The organism is Paraburkholderia graminis (assembly GCF_003330785.1).
Taxonomy (GTDB): Bacteria; Pseudomonadota; Gammaproteobacteria; order Burkholderiales; family Burkholderiaceae; genus Paraburkholderia; species Paraburkholderia graminis.
Map to the genome: position 1 here is coordinate 2,884,323 of NZ_CP024934.1, position 16,418 is coordinate 2,900,740.

The following is a 16,418-nucleotide window of genomic DNA, read 5'->3' on the forward strand; positions in this document are numbered from 1 at the left end:
CAGGCAACTGCGGCGGAAAACGCCCACGGTCCTACAGACAAGCAGGGCGACACACAGCCGCCACGCCCGCAGGTGAGTGACCGCTTACGCCGTCGCCTGCTTCACCGCGGCCGCGATCGCTTCCGCGTGCCGCAGCGCATCGTCGACGTGCTCCGCCTCCACCATCACGCGCAGCACCGGCTCCGTGCCCGACGCGCGAATCAGCACGCGCCCGCGGCCATTGAGCGCGTCTTCCGCGCTCGCAATCGCGCGCCGGATAGCGTCGCTGCCCTTCCAGTCGGCGTCCGGCTTCATGCGCACGTTGATCAGCTTCTGCGGGAACAGCGTGACGCCGTCGAGCAGTTCGGCGAGCGTGCTGTCGCTGCGCTTCATTGCGGCGAGCACGAGAAGCGCGGAGACGATGCCGTCGCCCGTCGAATGGCGGTCGAGCGACAGAATGTGGCCGGACCCCTCCGCGCCGAGCTGCCAGCCGTGCTCGCGCAACTGCTCGAGCACATAGCGGTCGCCGACCGCCGCGCGCACGAACTTGACGCCCGCCGCCTGCAACGCGACCTCGACGGCCATATTGGTCATCAAGGTTCCGACCGCGCCTTCCACTTTGCCGTCGGTCGCGATGCGGTCCTTCACCAGCACGTACAGCAGTTCGTCGCCGTTATAGAGACGGCCTGCCGCGTCGACGACCTGCAGACGGTCGGCGTCGCCGTCGAGCGCGATGCCGAGGTCCGCGTGATTCGCCCGCACCGCGCGCACCAGCGCATCGGGCGCGGTCGCGCCGACGCCGTCGTTGATATTGAAGCCGTTCGGCGCGACGCCGATTGGAATGACCTCGGCGCCCAGCTCGTGAAAGACGTGCGGCGCGACGTCATACGCGGCTCCGTGCGCGCAATCGACCACCAGCTTCAGCCCGCGCAAATCGAACGCGGCCGGAAACGTGCTCTTGCAAAACTCGATGTAGCGGCCCGCTGCGTCGTCGAGACGCCGCGCCTTGCCGAGTTGCTCCGACGCCGCGCAGGCGAGCGGCAACTCGAGGTGCTCTTCGATCTGCGATTCGACGTCGTCCGGCAGCTTGTTGCCGTCGGCGGAAAAGAACTTGATGCCGTTGTCGTAATACGGATTGTGCGACGCGCTGATCACGACGCCGGCCGCGAGCCGCAGCGCGCGCGTCAGATACGCAATGCCCGGCGTCGGCATCGGGCCCGCCAGCATCACGTCGACGCCCGCCGCCGAGAAACCCGCCTCGAGCGCGGCCTCGAGCATGTAGCCCGACACCCGCGTGTCCTTACCGATCAGCACCGTGGGCCGCGTGCCCGTGCGCGCCCAGCGGTCCGCGCCGACGAGCACCTTGCCCGCTGCGTAGCCGAGCCGCAATACAAATTCCGGCGTAATAGGCCCTTCGCCGACCTTGCCCCGAATACCGTCCGTGCCGAAATAACGACGTGCCATCTTTTATATTCCTCCTTGCTTTGGGCTCAACCGCGCGGGCCGGCGCCATTCGCCGCGTCGCGCAGAGCTGCCCAGACTTTCAATGCGTCTACTGTTTGCGCGACGTCGTGCACGCGCAAGATTGCCGCGCCGCGTTCCGCTGCCAACACCGCGGCGGCGATGCTGCCCGCGACGCGCTCCGGCGCCGCGCGACCCGTGACGGCGCCGATCATCGATTTGCGCGACATGCCCGCGAGGATCGGATACGGCGGCTCTGCCCGCGGCGCGGTGTCCGCGAGCCGCGCGAGCAGCGCGTAATTGTGCTCGACCACGGCCTTGCCGAAACCAAAGCCGGGGTCCACGCTGATCCGGCCACGCGCGATGCCCGCCTGCGTAAGCACGGCCACTCGTTCCTCGAGGAACTGCCTGACTTCGCCGACGACATCGCCGTAAGCCGGCTCGCCGAGCTGCATGGTCTGCGGCTCGCCCAGCATGTGCATCACGCACAGGCCGCAGTCGCTGTCGCGCACCGCATCCACGGCACCGGGCATGCGAAAGCCCCAGATGTCGTTGATCAGATCGGCGCCCGCGCTCAGTGCATGCCGCATCACTTCGGGCTTGTAGGTGTCGACCGAGAGCGGCACGTTGGCGCCACGCAGTTGCTCGATAAGCGGTATCACGCGCTCGAGTTCTTCGTCGAGCGGCACCGGCGGCGCGCCGGGGCGCGTCGATTCGCCGCCGATGTCGATGATGTCCGCGCCTTCGAGCATCATGCGCTCCGCCTGGCGCAACGCATCGGCGCGCATCGCGTACTGGCCGCCGTCGGAGAAAGAATCGGGCGTGACGTTCAGGATGCCCATGACCAACGGGCGTTCGAAGCTCAGCTTGAACCGCCCGCACTGCAACGGCTCGGGGATGGTGGAAGGAGAGAAAGCGGCGGTAGACACGTAGCGTGAAGTCGAATAGGCGGATAAATGCAAAACGGGCCGGTGTGAAACACACCGGCCCGCACTTTCTACTGCCAGCCGATCAGGCCGGCGCGGTCGCGCTACCCGGCTTGACTTCGGTACCGGGGCTGCCGCCCGACGACGCGTCGCTTGCCGACGGCGGCGAGCTCTTCGGCGAGCGCGGCGGACGTCCTGCCATGATGTCGTTGATCTGATCGGCGTCGATCGTTTCCCACTCCATCAGCGCGGCGGTCATTGCCTCGACCTTGTCGCGGTTTTCGTCCAGCAGGCGCTTCGCGAGGTTGTACTGCTCGTCCAGCACGCGGCGGATTTCCGCGTCGACCTTCTGCTGCGTGGCTTCCGAAATGGTGCGCGTGAAGCCGCGACCAAACGGCGTGGCGTCGTTTTCGTCGTCCACGTAGACCATCGGTCCCAACGCGTCGGTCATGCCGAAGCGAGCGACCATGGCGCGCGCGGTTTGCGTGGCCTTGTTGAAGTCGTCCGACGCGCCCGTGCTGATCAGGTTCAGGAACAACTCTTCCGCAACGCGGCCGCCAAACAGGATCGCAAGACGGTCAAGCAGATAGTCTTTCGAGTACGTTTCGTTGTCGTGCTCCGGCAACTGCCACGTGACGCCCAATGCGCGGCCACGCGGAATGATCGTGACCTTGTGCACCGGATCGGCCTTCGGCAGCAGCTTCGCGATGACTGCGTGGCCCGACTCGTGATACGCCGTAGCGCGCTTCGACTCTTCGCGGATCACGGCCGACTTGCGCTCCGGACCCATGAAGATCTTGTCCTTCGCGTCTTCGAAATCCGTCATTTCGACGATGCGCTTGCCGCGGCGTGCCGCGAACAATGCCGCTTCGTTCACGAGGTTCGCCAGATCGGCGCCCGAAAAGCCCGGCGTGCCGCGCGCGATGACCGCGGCGTCGACGTCGTTCGAAATCGGCACCTTGCGCAGGTGAACCTTCATGATGTGTTCGCGGCCGCGAATGTCCGGCAGACCGACGTACACCTGGCGGTCGAAACGGCCCGGACGCAGCAGCGCCTTGTCGAGCACGTCCGAACGGTTCGTTGCGGCGATTACGATCACGCCGGAGTTCGCCTCGAAGCCGTCCATTTCGACGAGCATCTGATTCAGCGTCTGCTCGCGCTCGTCGTTACCGCCGCCCATGCCGGCGCCGCGATGACGGCCGACCGCGTCGATTTCGTCGATGAACACGATGCACGGTGCGTGCTTCTTCGCCTGCTCAAACATGTCGCGCACACGAGCCGCGCCGACGCCGACGAACATTTCGACGAAGTCCGAACCCGAAATGCTGAAGAACGGCACTTTCGCTTCGCCCGCGATGGCGCGAGCAAGCAGCGTCTTACCCGTTCCCGGTGGGCCGACGAGCAGCACGCCACGCGGAATACGGCCACCGAGCTTCTGAAACTTCTGCGGGTCGCGCAGGAAATCGACCAGTTCGGAGACTTCTTCCTTCGCTTCGTCGCAACCGGCGACGTCGGTGAAATTGATTGCGTTGTTGTTTTCGTCGATCAGACGCGCGCGCGACTTGCCGAACGAGAAGGCGCCGCCTTTCCCGCCTCCCTGCATCTGTCGCATCATGTAGAACCAGAAACCGATGATGAGGATCGTCGGCCCGAGGTAATACAGCGCGGAAACCAGCGCATTGGGTTCGTCGTCAGCCTTGCCGCTTACCTGAACGCCGTACTTCATCAGATCGCCGACCATCCAGATGTCGCCCGGCGACACGATCTGGTACTTCTGGCCGTCTGCTGGAGTGACCGTGAGGTTCCGCCCCTGGACAATGACGTTCTTGACTTTGCCGTTCTTCGCGTCGTCCATGAACTGCGAATAGGAAACGCCTTCCTGGACACGGGGCTTGTCGAACTGCTTGAACACCGTAAATAGCACCAGTGCGATAACCAGCCACACTGCTGCCTTCGAAAACATATTGTTGTTCAAAGCACCACTCCTTCACTTAGACGGGCGCCTACATTTGCCTTGCGGCACCACGAAAGCATTCTAATCCAGTCCGCAGACCCCTGCCATAAGGTTTCGCTACCACAGAAATAGCATGGCGGGGACTACGCGGCGCCCTACGCGGGCCTTTTCAGATGCTTACCCAAAATAAACGTTTCCGACGACTTGTCCCGCGAAGCCTTGGGCTTGCGGGCAGCCACCACCTTGAACTGGCGCTTGAACTTTTCGACAATCTGGCTGTAACCGCTGCCGTGAAAGCATTTGACTAAAAGGGCTCCATCCGGTTTCAGGTGATTTTGCGAAAATTCCAGCGCGAGATCGCACAAATGCTCGATTCGCGCCGCATCCGCCAATGCCACTCCCGACAGGTTGGGCGCCATATCCGAAATTACAAGATCGACTTGCCGCTCTCCGACTAATTCTTCCAGTTGGCCGAGCACGGCTTCCTCGCGGAAGTCGCCCTGAATGAAGTGGACGTCGGCGACGGGTTCCATCGGCAGAAGATCGAGCGCGATGATCGTGCCGTCGATCCCGCCCTGACGTTCCGCGTCGCGCTGCGACCCTTTTGCCAGTTTGTTGCGCGCGTACTGGCTCCAACTGCCCGGCGTCGAACCGAGATCGACGATGACCTGCCCCGGCCGGATCAGCTTGTCCTGCTCATCGATTTCCTTCAGCTTGTAGGCGGCGCGGGCGCGATAGCCTTCCCGCTGCGCCATTTTCACGTAGGGATCGTTGATGTGGTCGTGCAGCCACGCCGTATTAAACTTGTTTTTTGCCATTAAACGTTGAACTCTTGCTGCGTCATGTCACGCTTTAGCGGATAATACGCGGTTAATTCGCGCGGCTCCCGCCAGAAAACTGGCAGTTATCCGCGATTCTGTTGTCCTGACGCGCCGCCTGCCGCAGTGTCCCAATCGTGTTCCGCTCCAATTCGCCGAAAGACGGACTGGGGAGCGCAGGTGCCGCCATTTTAGTCGAGTCTCCCACTTCACATGCCCGCCCTCAAAGTCTCTTCCGACCAACGCGCCGAGTTGCGCTCCCAGGCACATGCGCTCAAACCGGTCGTGCTCGTCGGCGCCGAAGGTTTGACCGACGCCGTGCTCGCCGAGATCAAGGTCCACCTCGCCGCTCATCAGCTGATCAAGATCCGCGTGTTCGGCGACGAACGCGAAGAGCGCATCGCGATTTACGAACAGATCTGCGACAAGCTGAACGCCGCGCCGATCCAGCATATCGGCAAGCTGCTGGTCATCTGGAAGCCGGAAGCCGCCGCGCAACCCGCGGTAAAAGGCAAACGCGGCGCACTGCCGAGCGCCCGCGAAGCCGCTGTCGAAGCCAACCCCGGCAAAGGCCGCGCGCCGCGCGTCGTCAAGGTCGTGAAGCCGAGCGAAGTGCCCATGCGCAAGCCGAAGGCGAAAGCCGTGCTGGTGCGCGGCAACGAGCGCGTCACGCAAGGCGGCAACATCAAGCGCGCGAAGAAGCGGCAAACCAGCGCGAAGCGCGCGCATCAGTCGAAATAAGCAGTCGAAATAAGCAGTTGAAATAATCGATTGAAACAAGCAGGCGGATTAACGGTGCGGCGCGAGCTGCACCTTGCCTGCGCTGCGTGCGGCGCCTGCCGCAACCGCCAGCCTTCCTAGCCCGCTACTTTTCCGGACACATCGTCGCGAGCGCCCTGCTGCGCGGCGCCGGCTCCCGTGCCCACGGGCAATTTCCACACGAGCACAATGCCCAGCAGGCTTTCGATCAGGTAGAACACGCTCGAAACGCCGTGCAGCATGCCGAAGCGTGCCGCATAGGCGGAATGCGCGATGTCCGTGCCCGCTTCCAGCGCGGCCACGCGCATCGCGTTCATGAAGGGCTGCAACGCGAAATAACCGACCAGCACACAGACCAGCATGCCGGCCACCAGCCAGCGTAAGCGCCGGTATGCGTTGCCGCCGCGCCGGATCACCACGTTGGCGAGACCGAGCAGCAAAATGCCGCAGACCGCGCCAAGCACACCTTCGATGCGAAACAGTTGCGCCGCCACCGCGCCCGCCGTCGACCGGTCGAGCGACGTGAACAGCACCGGCGCGACTGCATAGCCGATAGTCAGCAGACTGCCGACCCACACGACCGTCAGCAGACGAAAGATTCGATGCGGCATCAGTGACACCGGAGTCGCCTTCAAACGTAGCTGACCGCGATGATTTCGTACTCGCGCACGCCGCCTGGCGCCTGCACGGACGCGACATCGCCTTCGGACTTTCCGATCAGCGCGCGCGCAATCGGGGAACTGATGGAGATGAGGCCGTGGTCGATGTCCGCTTCGTCGTCGCCGACGATCTGATATTTGACCGATGCGCCCGAGTCCAGGTCTTCCAGTTCGACGGTCGCGCCGAACACCACGCGGCCGTCCGCCTCCACTTGCGACGGGTCGATCACCTGCGCGCCCGCCAGCTTCGATTCGATCTCGGCGATGCGGCCTTCGATAAAGCCCTGCTTCTCTTTCGCGGCATCGTATTCCGCGTTTTCGGACAGATCGCCCTGCGCGCGCGCTTCCGCGATCGAGTTGATCACGGCGGGACGCTCGACCGATTTCAGCCGCTGCAATTCGTCGCGCAGCATGTCTGCGCCGCGCTTGGTCAATGGAATAGTGCTCATAAACAACTCTCGAAAAAACGCCGGGCCGCTCCAAACCCTCCCGGCCCTTTTTGGGATCTGGCGCTAAAGCGGCAGATGGGAGCGCTTTGGAACAAAAAACGGCCGTAAAAAAAATCACCGCGGTTAAGTGCATTTCGCGGGAGCCGGCGGCCGGGGGAAAACCCGGACCACAGCACCTGCGAAACGCCGCTTAACCGCGGCACTTACATCCTGGACAGGTATTCGAAGCCTTAGTTTAGGCGAGCGTGCAAACCTTGTAAATCATAGACTTCCAGGTCCTTCAGGTAGCGCAAGCCTTCGACCGCCGCGCGCGCGCCCGACATCGTCGTGTAGTACGTGACCTTGTTGGCCTGCGCGCTCATGCGGATCGAACGCGAATCGGCAATCGCCGCGCGCGTTTCGTCGACGGTCGTGAAGACCAGCGCGATCTCGCCGTTCTTGATCATGTCGACGATGTGCGGACGGCCGTCCTTCACCTTGTTGACGACCTTCACCGGCACGCCGGCCGCTTCGATCGCGGCTGCCGTGCCCTTGGTGGCGACGATCGGATAACCGAGTTCGTGCAGCATGCGCGCGACTTCGACGGCCTTCGGCTTGTCGGCGTCCATCACCGTCAGCAGCACCGTGCCCGACTCCGGCAGACGCGAGCCCGCCGCGAGCTGCGACTTGAAGAGCGCTTCGCCGAACGTGCGGCCCACGCCCATCACTTCGCCGGTCGAACGCATTTCGGGTCCGAGCACCGGATCGACTGCCGGGAACTTGACGAACGGGAACACCGCTTCCTTCACGCTGAAGTACGGCGGCTCGATTTCCTTCGTCACGCCTTGCTGTGCGAGCTTCTGGCCGACCATTGCTCGCGCCGCGATCTTGGCGAGCGGCAGGCTGGTCGCCTTCGACACGTACGGCACCGTGCGCGAGGCGCGCGGGTTCACTTCCAGCACGTAGATGACGTCTTCTTTCGAGCCGTCCGCCTGCGGCACTTGCTGAATCGCGAACTGCACGTTCATCAGACCGATCACGTTCAGCGCCTTCGCCATCGCGCCGGTCTGGCGCTTGAGCTCAGCCACGGTTTCCTTCGACAGCGAGTACGGCGGCAGCGAGCAAGCCGAGTCGCCCGAGTGCACGCCCGCCTGTTCGATGTGCTCCATCACGCCGCCGATGAACACCGCCTCGCCGTCCGAAATGCAGTCCACGTCGCATTCGATCGCGTCGTTCAGGAAGCGGTCGAGCAGCACCGGCGAATCGTTCGATACCTTCACGGCCTCGCGCATGTAGCGCTCGAGATCGCGCGGCTCGTGGACGATTTCCATCGCGCGGCCGCCCAGCACGTACGACGGACGCACGACGAGCGGATAGCCGATTTCGTCGGCGAGCTTCAACGCTTCGTCTTCGGCGCGCGCGGTGCGGTTCGGCGGCTGACGCAGGCCGAGGTCTTGCAGCAGCTTCTGGAAACGCTCGCGGTCTTCGGCGGCGTCGATCATGTCCGGCGACGTGCCGATGATCGGCACTCCGTTCGCTTCAAGGTCGAGCGCGAGCTTCAGCGGCGTCTGGCCGCCGTATTGCACGATCACGCCGACCGGCTTTTCCTTGTCGACGATTTCGAGCACGTCTTCGAGCGTGAGCGATTCGAAGTACAGACGATCGGACGTGTCGTAGTCGGTCGAAACGGTTTCAGGGTTGCAGTTGACCATGATCGTTTCGTAGCCGTCTTCGCGCATGGCGAGCGCGGCGTGCACGCAGCAGTAGTCGAACTCGATGCCCTGGCCGATCCGGTTCGGGCCGCCGCCCAGCACCATGATCTTCTTGTTGTTCGTCGGGTTCGCTTCGCACTCTTCCTCGTAGGTCGAGTACATGTACGCGGTTTTCGTCGCGAACTCCGCCGCGCACGTGTCGACGCGCTTGTACACCGGACGCACATTCAACTCGATGCGGCGCGCGCGCACTTCAGCGGGCTTCGCGCCGATGAGCTTCGCGAGACGCCGGTCGGAGAAGCCGCTCTGCTTCAGATACTTGAGCTCTTCCTTCGAAAGGCTCGCGAGCGTGCGGCCGGCCAACGCCTTTTCCTTCAGCACGACCTGTTCGATCTGCGCGAGGAACCACGGGTCGATCGACGTCTCTTCGAAAATTTCATGCGCCGTCATGCCGATCCGGAATGCGTCGCCCACGTACCAGATACGATCCGGGCCGGCTTCGCCGATTTCGCGGATGATCTCGTCGCGGTTCGTGGTCTTTTCGTCCAGACCGTCGACGCCGACTTCAAGACCGCGCAGCGCCTTCTGGAACGACTCCTGGAAGGTGCGGCCAATCGCCATGACTTCGCCGACCGACTTCATCTGCGTGGTCAGGCGCGAATCGGCTTCGCGGAATTTCTCGAACGCAAAGCGCGGAATCTTGGTGACGACGTAGTCGATAGTCGGTTCGAACGATGCCGGCGTCTGGCCGCCGGTGATTTCGTTCTTGAGCTCGTCGAGCGTGTAGCCGACTGCCAGCTTGGCCGCGACCTTGGCGATCGGGAAGCCGGTGGCCTTCGACGCCAATGCCGACGAACGCGACACGCGCGGGTTCATTTCGATCACGATCATCCGGCCGTCTTTCGGATTGATCGAGAACTGCACGTTCGAGCCGCCCGTGTCCACGCCGATCTCGCGCAGCACCGCGAGCGACGCGTTACGCAGCACCTGATATTCCTTGTCGGTGAGCGTTTGCGCCGGCGCGACGGTGATCGAGTCGCCGGTGTGGATGCCCATCGGGTCCAGATTTTCGATCGAGCAGACGATGATGCAGTTGTCCTTCTTGTCGCGGACCACTTCCATCTCGTACTCTTTCCAGCCGAGCAGCGATTCTTCGATCAGCAGCTCGCGCGTGGGCGACAGATCGAGGCCGCGCTTGCAGATCTCTTCGAATTCTTCGCGGTTATACGCGATGCCGCCGCCCGAGCCGCCCAGCGTGAACGACGGGCGGATCACGACCGGATAGCCGCCGCTGCCGGTTTGTGCCGCGATGTCTGCTTGCACCGACAGCGCTTCTTCCATCGAATGCGCGGTGCCCGACTTGGCCGAACCGAGGCCGATCTTCGTCATCGCGTCTTTGAATTTCTGGCGGTCTTCCGCCTTGTCGATGGCTTCCGGCGACGCGCCGATCAGCTCGACGTTGTACTTCGTGAGCACGCCATGCGCGTGGAGATCGAGCGCGCAGTTCAGCGCGGTCTGGCCGCCCATGGTCGGCAAGATTGCGTCCGGGCGCTCCTTCGCGATGATGCGCTCAACCACTTCCCACGTAATCGGCTCGATGTAGGTCACGTCGGCCGTGTTCGGGTCGGTCATGATCGTCGCCGGATTGCTGTTGACGAGGATGACCTTGTAGCCTTCCTCACGCAGCGCCTTGCATGCCTGCGCGCCCGAGTAATCGAACTCGCACGCCTGGCCGATGATGATCGGACCCGCGCCGATAATGAGAATGCTCTTGATGTCTGTCCGCTTGGGCATAACGCTCTCGCTAATGTATTCCTGAATTCTTTCCGTCGGCGCGCGCCGCGTGGGCGTTGCGCGCGCTTTGCTTCTGGCTGCCTGATTCCAGGCTTGCCGCCGGGCTTGCCGCGGCGTGCGTTCTTAAGCCGCCGCGGTCTTGCCGGCCTTCTTCGCGTCCATCAACCCGGTAAAGCGGTCGAACAGATACGCGATGTCGTGCGGACCCGGCGATGCTTCCGGGTGACCCTGGAAGCAGAAAGCCGGCTTGTCGGAGAGCGCGAAGCCTTGCAGCGTGCCGTCGAAGAGCGACACATGCGTGACGCGGGCGTTGGCGGGCAGCGTGTTCGCATCGACAGCAAAACCGTGGTTCTGCGACGTGATGACCACGCGGCCGTCTTCCAGATCTTTCACCGGATGATTCGCGCCGTGGTGACCGGTCTTCATCTTCACGGTTTTCGCGCCGAGCGCGAGGCCCATGATCTGATGGCCGAGGCAGATGCCGAAGGTCGGAATGCCGCGCTCGATCAGCTCTTTGGTTGCCTTGATCGCGTAGTCGCACGGCTCCGGGTCGCCGGGGCCGTTCGACAGGAAGATGCCGTCCGGATTGAGCGCGAGCGCATCAGCCGCGGTAGCTTGCGCCGGCAGCACGGTGACGTGGCAACCGCGCTCGGCCAGCATGCGCAGGATGTTGTACTTGACGCCGTAGTCAAATGCGACGACGCGGTACTTCGGCGCGTTCTGCTTGCCGTAGCCGTTGCCGAGACGCCATTCGGTTTGCGTCCACTCGTAGGTTTCCTTCGTCGACACGACCTTCGCGAGGTCCATGCCCGAGAGGCCCGGGAACGAGCGCGCGAGTTCGATGGCCTTTGCTTCGTCGTCCGAACCGGCGAGAATCGCGCCGTTCTGCGCGCCCTTGTCGCGCAGAACGCGGGTCAGCTTGCGGGTGTCGAGGCCGGCGATGGCGACCACGCCTTCGTCCTGCAGATACTGGCTGAGCGTGCGCTCCATGCGGAAGTTCGACGCGAGGACCGGCAGATCGCGAATGATCAGCCCGGCGGCATGGACTTTCGTCGCCTCGACGTCTTCGGCGTTGACGCCGACATTGCCGATGTGCGGATACGTGAGGGTGACGATCTGGCGCGCGTAGCTCGGGTCAGTCAGGATTTCCTGATAGCCGGTGATAGCCGTGTTGAACACGACTTCGCCGATGGTATGCCCGGGGGCGCCGATCGAATAACCACGAAAGACCGTGCCGTCGGCGAGCGCGAGCAGAGCGGGAGAAAATGACGGCAACACGGGAGACTCCTTGGGGGAACACCCTGTTGCCGACCTGCCTATCCGGTTTGCGAGCCGCAGCGAACAGCATCACGGGATGCGCGCGCAGACTCGCTCGCGTACTGCCGTTGACGTCGCAAGGGGCGCACGATGGGTCCATTGTGTGGACGGATCGGCGAGGTGCGGGCCCTTCTTGCTACGCCTGTGGCGCGCGGCGGATGAACGGTATGGGAGAGGTAGGCGCTAGGGTGCGGGTTGATAAGCTCAAACCTTGGAATTATAGCCGGAAACCGCCGTTCTCTCCAAATCCGAGATGGCTGGGCGGGGGCGTGGCGGTGCTCGCCCGGCGGGTCAAAGCCTTGCTGCGAGCGGCTTGCGCGGTTGCCGGGCTTATGCGCGGCGGCCGTTTCGGGATAGCGTCAAGACGCCCGGCGGCGGGATCGAAATCGCGGAGGAAAGATTCGCGCATCGTCGCGCCTGGCGCCCGACGGCAGTAGCACGCCCCGGCTCGTAGGCAAGCACCAGTTGCCGGACGGCGCACAATGAAAAACGCCGTCACCACAGGGTGACGGCGTCGAAAACTCATTTCATGTCGGAGCGCGGCAGGCTCTGCGTCGATCGGAAGCCCGATCGGCGCATCAACCAGCATTAATCTGCATCAGTTGCTCTTCTTCGTGCTCTTGCTGCTCTTGCTGGAGGTGGAAGCCGATACCTTCGTCACCTTGCCGGCAGGCGCCGCGGACGCTTTCGATTTGCCGCCCTTCGCCACCGGCTCGGACACCTTCACCACCGCTGCCGAATGTCCGCGCCCTTTCGTCCTCTCGCTGCGCGCTTCGCGCTTCGAGCCGCCGACGCGCGTGCCGATCTTTTGGACGCCGCCACCTTCGACATCCGTCGCGATGCGCTCCGGCCCCGGTTCGCTCGGGACTGCCCGGCCGACCGGCACGTGCAGCACGACGACCTGGCCGCGCGACACGCTGTCGCGATGCGTGCGGTTCCACGCCTTCAACTGGCCGACGGACACGCCATAGCGCAGCGCGATAGCCGCCATCGACTGATTGCGGCGCACGCGGATCAGCATCTTGCGCGTGTCGGGGACGTCCGGCTCCATCGCGAGCACGGCGCTTTCCGCGACGTCCGCGCTGATGTCCTCGTCGTCGTCCGAACCACGCGGCACGACGATCGTGGAGCCCGGCTTAAGACGCATGCCGACCGGAATCTTGTTCACTTCCATCAGCGTGTCGGCGTCGACACCGATTTTTTGCGCAATCGCCGCGGGCGCCGAACGCTCGGTGACCGTGTACGTGGTCCACGACGACAGCGAACCCGAATACGTTTTCAGATTGCGCTCGAACGCGCTCGCATTGTCGAACGGCAGCAGGATTTGCGGCTGCGTCGCGCCGAGAATGACCGGCTTCCTGAACGACGGGTTCAGCGAGCGGAATTCGTCGAGCGGCAGATTGGCGAGCTTGGCGGCCATGTCCACGTCGATATCGTGCGACGTGGTGACGGTCACGAAATACGGGTGATTCGGAATGGACGGCAGCGCGAGCCCGTACATCTGCGGGTTCATCACGATGTTCTTGACGGCCTGCAGCTTCGGCACGTAGTTGCGCGTCTCGTTCGGCATGCGCAGGCTCAGGTAGTCGGTCGGCAAGCCCGCCGCTTCGTTACGCGCGATGGCGCGCTGCACGTTGCCCTCGCCCCAGTTGTACGCCGCGAGCGCGAGCTGCCAGTCGCCGAACATGTCATGCAGACGCGACAGATAGTCGAGCGCGGCGCTGGTCGACGCCAGCACGTCGCGGCGCTCGTCCTGCCACATGTTCTGCTTGAGGTTGTAGGTGCGGCCGGTGCCCGGCATGAACTGCCACATGCCGGCCGCCTTCGCGACCGACAACGCCTGCGGGCTGTACGCCGACTCGATGAACGGCAGCAACGCGAGCTCGGTCGGCATATGGCGCGCCTCGAGCTCCTCGACGATGTGGTACAGGTACTTCTGCGAGCGCTCGGTCATGCGCTGCACGTAATCGGGACGCTGCGCATACCAGTTGACCTGCATGTCGACCAGGTCGGTCTGCAGGTCGGGCATCTGGAAACCACGGCGAATACGGCCCCACAAGTCGGCGTCCGCGCTCGTCAACTGCGTGACGGAGCCTTTGTCGACGTTGATGGTTTCCTTGGCGGTGGCTGTCTTGCGAAGTGCGTCTGCTACGGCTTGCTGACTGGCGGGATTTGTTGCGGTGGTGGGGCTGACCGTCGTTGGTCCCTGGCTCGCGCAGGCGGCGAGCGTCAGGACCAGCAACGCACTAAAGATAAATCGCATGAACGTCTCGGCTTCCACAAGGGCTGGAATTTGCAGCCGATAGTACGAAACCCTAACGTCTACGTCAATTGGAAATTGACGAAAAAATCAAGCAAATCTAAGGCTTGGCGAATTCTTCCGATTCTTCGCTTGAGGAAGACCCCAGGGCCGACCCGGTCACCGGAAGCGGTTCTTCCATTCGCGCATCAGCGTGAACGCTCCAAGCCGGTCCGATACTTTCTCCTGCAACTGCTCTTGCAGGGCCGCCTGGACGGCGGGATTGCCGGCCCGCAGGAAAGGATTCACCGCGCGTTCGTGGGCGATCGTGGTGGGCAGCGTCGGCAGATTGCGGGCTCGCAAGTCGGCCGCCCGGTCCCGCCAGGCTTGCAGGTCGGCGTTGCCCGGCTCGCAGGCGAGCGCGAAGCGGATGTTGGAGAGCGTATATTCGTGCGCGCAGTGCACTTGCGTTTCGCCGGGCAACGCGGCGAGCGAGTCGAGCGACGCCAGCATCTGCTGCGGCGTGCCTTCGAACAGCCGGCCGCATCCGCAAGCGAACAGCGTATCGCCGCAAAACACGTGAGGCGTGCCGCCGGGATCTGCCGCCTGAAAATAGGCGATGTGGCCGCTCGTATGACCTGGCACGTCCAGCACGCTCAGTTCGAGCGCGGGCGCCGCAATCGTCACCCGATCGCCATTTTCAAGACGCTGCGTGACGCGCTCGATCGCTTCACCGGCGGGCCCGTAGACCGGAACGTCCTGGCCATTCAGCAGATCGGCCACCCCGCCGACGTGGTCTTGATGATGGTGCGTGAGTAAAATAGCGCTCAGCCGCCACCCGCGTTTGGCCAGATAGGCGCGAACCGGAGCGGCCTCGCCCGGATCGACGACTACCGCGTGGTGTCCGTCGGAAACGACCCAGATGTAATTGTCTTCAAACGCCGGGACCGGTACGTACTCGAGCGCATTCATAGGCGACGCATTCTTTGATATGACTGACCGAGCGATTATAGACTGGCCCGCCTGGACGGATTCGCCGCCTGGCCGTTACGTGCTCGACTGGGAACAGACCCAGCTCGACCGTGTGGTGTCGGACGTGTTCGGCTACCACGCGCTGCAACTCGGCCTGCCGCAGCTCGACGCCTTGCGCGAAAATCGCATGCCTTGCCGCGGGCTGGTGCTGGATGCCGCCAGCGGCGCGAGCGCGCCCTACAGCTTTCCGCGCGCGGACGCGCACGCCGGCAACGGAGCGGGCAATCCGACGCACGGCGCGACGCACGGCCCGGCGCGCGGCGCGTTTGCGCCGCTGCCTTCGCCAACGGGGCGCAGTGCCGTCTGGTGCGATTTGCTGGATCTGCCGTTCGAGGCGCAGAGCGTCGACCTGATCGTGATGCCGCACACGCTCGAATTTACGAGCGACCCGCACCGCCTGCTGCGCGAAGCCGAACGCGTGCTGATGCCGGAAGGCCAACTGATCATTCTCGGCTTCAACTCGTTGTCGCTCTGGGGCGCGCGGCAATCGGTCGGCAAAATGACCGGCCGGCCGTTCGTGCCCGCCGCCGTCGATCTGATCGCCTTCACGCGTCTTAAGGACTGGATCAAGCTGCTTGGTTTCGACCTTGAACGCGGGCGCTTCGGCTGCTATCGTCCGCCGCTCGACAGCGACCAGTGGCTCTCCCGCTACGGCTTCATGGAAGCCGCCGGCGACCGCTGGTGGCCGATTTTCGGCGCGACCTACATGATCAAGGCGATCAAGCGCGTGCGCGGCATGCGCCTCGTCGGACCGCTGAAAGTGAAAAAACCCGTCCTCGCCGCGGGCCTCGCGCCCGCCGCCACACCGAATACACGCAACCACACTCAATGACAGCGAACACCATCGACATTTATACGGACGGCGCCTGCAAGGGCAACCCCGGCCCCGGCGGCTGGGGCGCGCTTTTGCGCTTCGGCGATCAGGAAAAAGAGCTGTTCGGCGGCGAAGCGAATACGACCAACAACCGCATGGAGCTGATGGGCGTGATTTCCGCGCTCGAAGCGCTCAAGCGTCCGTGCAAGGCCGTCGTGCACACCGATTCGCAGTACGTGCAGAAAGGCATCAGCGAGTGGATTCACGGCTGGAAAAAGAAAGGCTGGGTCACGGCAGCGAAGCAGCCGGTCAAGAACGCGGATTTGTGGAAGCGGCTCGACGCGCTCGTCGCGCAGCACGAAATCGAATGGCGCTGGGTGCGCGGCCATAACGGGCACCCGGAGAACGAGCGCGCCGATCAGCTCGCCAACCGCGGCGTCGCGTCGCTCGCGGAACTATGACGCCGCGCCGCCGGCCAGTGCGTTCTTTTGCTGCTTGTTTGCGGCTGCAACTTCTGAGGCAAAGC

General features: G+C 63.7%; 13 protein-coding genes. 3 read left to right on the top strand and 10 right to left on the bottom strand.

Going from position 1 to position 16,418, the window contains the following annotated elements; genetic code table 11:
• Nucleotides 1-84: 84 nt before the first annotated feature.
• The 4 genes from glmM to CUJ91_RS12765 all read right to left on the bottom strand — a co-directional run bounded on the left by glmM (nucleotide 85) and on the right by CUJ91_RS12765 (nucleotide 5,138).
• Nucleotides 85-1,443 (bottom strand): phosphoglucosamine mutase, encoded by a 1,359-nt coding sequence (glmM, locus tag CUJ91_RS12750; protein WP_029967735.1) that lies wholly within the window; start codon nucleotides 1,441-1,443, stop codon nucleotides 85-87.
• Nucleotides 1,444-1,469: 26 nt separating this feature from the next.
• A complete protein-coding gene (folP, locus tag CUJ91_RS12755; RefSeq protein ID WP_083803855.1) occupies nucleotides 1,470-2,369 on the bottom strand; it encodes a dihydropteroate synthase in 900 nt (299 codons plus the stop codon).
• Between the two features lie 82 nt (nucleotides 2,370-2,451).
• Entirely contained in the window at nucleotides 2,452-4,341 is a 1,890-nt protein-coding gene (gene ftsH / locus CUJ91_RS12760) for an ATP-dependent zinc metalloprotease FtsH (RefSeq protein WP_006051983.1), read from the bottom strand.
• 134 nt (nucleotides 4,342-4,475) lie between these two features.
• Nucleotides 4,476-5,138: an RlmE family RNA methyltransferase gene (locus CUJ91_RS12765; RefSeq protein WP_006051982.1), complete on the bottom strand. Its 663-nt coding sequence runs from the start codon at nucleotides 5,136-5,138 to the stop codon at nucleotides 4,476-4,478.
• Nucleotides 5,139-5,351: 213 nt separating this feature from the next.
• On the opposite strand from CUJ91_RS12765, the gene CUJ91_RS12770 reads away from it, so the two are divergent.
• Entirely contained in the window at nucleotides 5,352-5,879 is a 528-nt protein-coding gene (locus CUJ91_RS12770; RefSeq protein ID WP_029967738.1) for a YhbY family RNA-binding protein, read from the top strand.
• 116 nt (nucleotides 5,880-5,995) lie between these two features.
• Here the strand turns inward: CUJ91_RS12770 and CUJ91_RS12775 are convergent, their stop codons facing one another.
• The 6 genes from CUJ91_RS12775 to gloB form a co-directional block, all read right to left on the bottom strand.
• A complete protein-coding gene (locus tag CUJ91_RS12775) occupies nucleotides 5,996-6,508 on the bottom strand; it encodes a DUF4149 domain-containing protein (RefSeq protein WP_029967739.1) in 513 nt (170 codons plus the stop codon).
• Between the two features lie 20 nt (nucleotides 6,509-6,528).
• Nucleotides 6,529-7,005 (bottom strand): transcription elongation factor GreA, encoded by a 477-nt coding sequence (gene greA, locus CUJ91_RS12780; protein WP_013340018.1) that lies wholly within the window; start codon nucleotides 7,003-7,005, stop codon nucleotides 6,529-6,531.
• Between the two features lie 230 nt (nucleotides 7,006-7,235).
• Entirely contained in the window at nucleotides 7,236-10,490 is a 3,255-nt protein-coding gene (carB, locus tag CUJ91_RS12785; RefSeq protein ID WP_114156323.1) for a carbamoyl-phosphate synthase large subunit, read from the bottom strand.
• A 123-nt stretch (nucleotides 10,491-10,613) separates the two neighbouring features.
• A complete protein-coding gene (carA, locus tag CUJ91_RS12790) occupies nucleotides 10,614-11,768 on the bottom strand; it encodes a glutamine-hydrolyzing carbamoyl-phosphate synthase small subunit (protein ID WP_006051977.1) in 1,155 nt (384 codons plus the stop codon).
• Between the two features lie 637 nt (nucleotides 11,769-12,405).
• Nucleotides 12,406-14,070: a transglycosylase SLT domain-containing protein gene (locus CUJ91_RS12795; protein ID WP_006051976.1), complete on the bottom strand. Its 1,665-nt coding sequence runs from the start codon at nucleotides 14,068-14,070 to the stop codon at nucleotides 12,406-12,408.
• Between the two features lie 156 nt (nucleotides 14,071-14,226).
• On the bottom strand, nucleotides 14,227-15,018 hold the full coding sequence (gloB, locus tag CUJ91_RS12800) for a hydroxyacylglutathione hydrolase (protein ID WP_114156324.1): 792 nt from the start codon (nucleotides 15,016-15,018) through the stop codon (nucleotides 14,227-14,229).
• A gap of 19 nt (nucleotides 15,019-15,037) precedes the next feature.
• On the opposite strand from gloB, the gene CUJ91_RS12805 reads away from it, so the two are divergent.
• Together CUJ91_RS12805 and rnhA are read left to right on the top strand one after the other, a co-directional pair.
• Nucleotides 15,038-15,910 carry a class I SAM-dependent methyltransferase gene (locus CUJ91_RS12805; protein ID WP_114156325.1) on the top strand — a complete coding sequence of 291 codons (873 nt, stop codon included), beginning with the start codon at nucleotides 15,038-15,040 and terminating at the stop codon, nucleotides 15,908-15,910.
• On the top strand, nucleotides 15,907-16,353 hold the full coding sequence (rnhA, locus tag CUJ91_RS12810) for a ribonuclease HI (RefSeq protein ID WP_114156326.1): 447 nt from the start codon (nucleotides 15,907-15,909) through the stop codon (nucleotides 16,351-16,353). The genes CUJ91_RS12805 and rnhA overlap by 4 nt, the downstream gene beginning before the upstream one ends.
• The last annotated feature ends 65 nt before the right edge of the window (nucleotides 16,354-16,418 follow it).